Origin of the sequence: Isoptericola sp. NPDC058082, from assembly GCF_042885055.1 — a bacterium.
Taxonomy (GTDB): domain Bacteria; phylum Actinomycetota; class Actinomycetes; order Actinomycetales; family Cellulomonadaceae; genus Isoptericola.
Genome location: NZ_JBHVSQ010000016.1, coordinates 17,642 through 20,304, shown reverse-complemented (window position 1 = coordinate 20,304; position 2,663 = coordinate 17,642). Strand labels below are relative to the sequence as shown.

General features: G+C 73.5%; 1 protein-coding gene. It reads left to right on the top strand.

The features are described from left to right. The first annotated feature begins 59 nt into the window (after positions 1-59). Positions 60-2,549 carry an amylo-alpha-1,6-glucosidase gene (locus ACFVS0_RS17850; protein WP_430588705.1) on the top strand — a complete coding sequence of 830 codons (2,490 nt, stop codon included), beginning with the start codon at positions 60-62 and terminating at the stop codon, positions 2,547-2,549. Positions 2,550-2,663 lie beyond the last annotated feature (114 nt).

The following is a 2,663-nucleotide window of genomic DNA, read 5'->3' as shown; positions in this document are numbered from 1 at the left end:
GCCCCGCCACGGCCGTCCTTCCGTCCACGCATGTGAGCGCTCACAGACCAGGAGCAGCCATGACCGACCGCCAGAACACCCGAGCCCTGCGCCGCGCGCCCGTCGTCCTCGGCGCCGCGGCCGCGCTGCTCGCGACCGTCGCCGTCCCCGCCGGGGGCGCGACGGGCGCGGGCGGACCGCCCGACACCGACGTCGGGCTCCAGCGCCCCTTCGCCCTGCCCGGCTACGTCGAGCGGGACGACAACGGCGCCCTCCTCGTCGGCGAGGGCGAGAGCCGGTTCGCCCTCCGGGTCGACCTGCTGACGTCCGCCGGGAAGCTCGTCCGGGAGAACCAAGGCCTTCTCAACAACGTCGCCCACGTCGGCCCGGTGACCGTGGACGGCTCGTACTACGAGGTGGAGATCAGCAGCGACGACCGCTCCATCACCCCCGACCGCCTCGGGGCGCTGCGCGAGATCCTCGACCACCCGGACGAGTGGTCCGCCGAGCAGGTGGAGCAGGCACGCGAGCAGCTGCCGACCCTCCAGGCGCGCTACGACCAGACGCAGCGCGACAAGCAGACGATCGTCCTGCGGTTCGCCCGCACCGCGCCGAACACCCTGGTCGGGTCGGTCACGGCACGCGACTCCGACGCCACCGTCTTCCTCGAGGCCGCGGCGCCGTGGGACGAGGACAACTCCTACGAGGTGACCGAGCGCGGCGTCCGCGCCACCGGGGTCGGGCTCGACGACCCGTCGGAGCTCGGCCACTTCGCCCTGCTCCCGACGCAGGCGCCGGACGACGCCGCGGCCTACGCGTCGGAGGACGACCTGGTCGCCGCGATGCAGGGCGAGGAGAGCGCCGCGGGCGACGCCGCGGCGGCCCTGCGGTACGACCTCGAGGAGGGCGAGACGATCACGTTCACCACGAGCGTGGCGGACGAGCCCCCGACGGCTCGCCCCGGCCGCGGCAGCATCCTCGGCACCCTCGCCCGGGCCCGGGCGAAGGCCGACGAGGGCACCCTCAGCGGGAGCGGGCCGGCGGGCCGCGCGGCGACCGCGATGCGCACCGCCATGGCCCTCAACGCGAACTACGACGAGCAGTCGCGCCAGAGCTTCCTCGTGTGGGGCTGGGGCCGCGGCGGGTCGGAGAACGACTCGATCTTCACCGGCTGGGACTCCGCCTGGGACGCGATCACCGCGCTCACCGTGGACCCGGACCTGGCGCGCCAGCACGAGCGGGTGCTGTTCGCCTCCGGCGGGCCGCGCTACGACCAGCTGCACGCGGGCCCGATGCACGCCTACGCCGTCAAGCGGATCTACGACGCCACGGGCGACCGCGAGCTCGTCGAGCAGGCGTACCCCGCGCTCGTGGAGTTCTTCGACAAGCTGCCCGAGTGGGACGTGAACGACGACGGGCTCCTGGAGGCGCCGTACGAGGCGGACCCGAGCAAGATCGGCAACCACCTCGGCCTCGACGACCTGCCGCTCTACCTCGCGGGCGACCGCGTCGCCAAGGAGGGCGGCAGCGGCGACGAGCGCGACAACACCGACCTCACCGACGTCGCGCTGACCTCCTACTACGCGCTGATGGCCGACTCGCTGACCGAGCTCGCCACCGCGCTCGACCGACCCGACGACGCCCGCCGGTTCGCCGCCGTCCTGGCACGGACCAAGCGCGCCGCGAACGACACCCTCTGGGACGACGAGCGCGGCATGTACCTCGACCGCAACCTCGACGGGACGTGGGGGAACGTCGTCACGCCCACGATCTTCTACCCCCTGTTCGGCGGCCTCGCCACGCCGGAGCGCGCGCAGCGCACGGTGGAGGAGAACCTGCTCGACCCGGAGCAGTTCTGGGGCGAGTACGCGATCCCGAGCATCAGCCGCGACGACGCGGAGTACTGCGCGAACGGCGACGTCTCCGCGACGACGTCCGACGAGTACACGTACTACGTGGGCTGGGGCGAGGAGAACACCTGCGAGCAGTGGCGCGGCGCCGTCTGGCCGCCGATGAACGCGACGGTCTACGACGGCCTCAAGAGGTACGGGCTCGACGGGGCCGCCGGCGAGCTGGCGGCGAAGAGCACGAGCATGTATCTCGACAGCTGGGACGAGAACGGCTTCTTCCCCGAGTACTTCGACCCCGAGCCCGGTCAGGTCATCAACGCCTCGGCGGTGGACAGCGCGTGGCGCTACTACACCTGGTCGAACGTCATGCCCCTGATGGCCGTGCACGAGCTCGTCGCCGAGGACGCGTGGGGCCGGCCCGGGTCGGTCACCTTCGGCTCGCACGCCCTGCCGGGCCGCAACTCCGTGGACGACGTGCGGGTGAGCGGGCACACGTACGCCGCGACGGTGAGCCCGGGCGCCACCGTGCTGGAGCGGGACGGGCGGACCGTGTTCCGGTCGACCGGCGGGCGCGTCGTCGTGCGCGACTTCGCGCTCACCCGCGACGGCGCGTGCTTCGACGTCAACGCCACCGGCACCGCGCGCCTGCAGGTGACGCCGCGACCCGGCACCACCCTGCGCGCCACGGTGCGGGAGGGCAGCTCGCACGTCTGCCTGTGACGCCGCACCGCCCCGGGGGCCGGGGATGGTGCCCTGTTCCGCCCCCCTCCCCCCCCCCCCCCGACCCGTGTCGCCACGGCGTCAGCGATGCCCGTGGTGGTGGTGCTTCGCGTG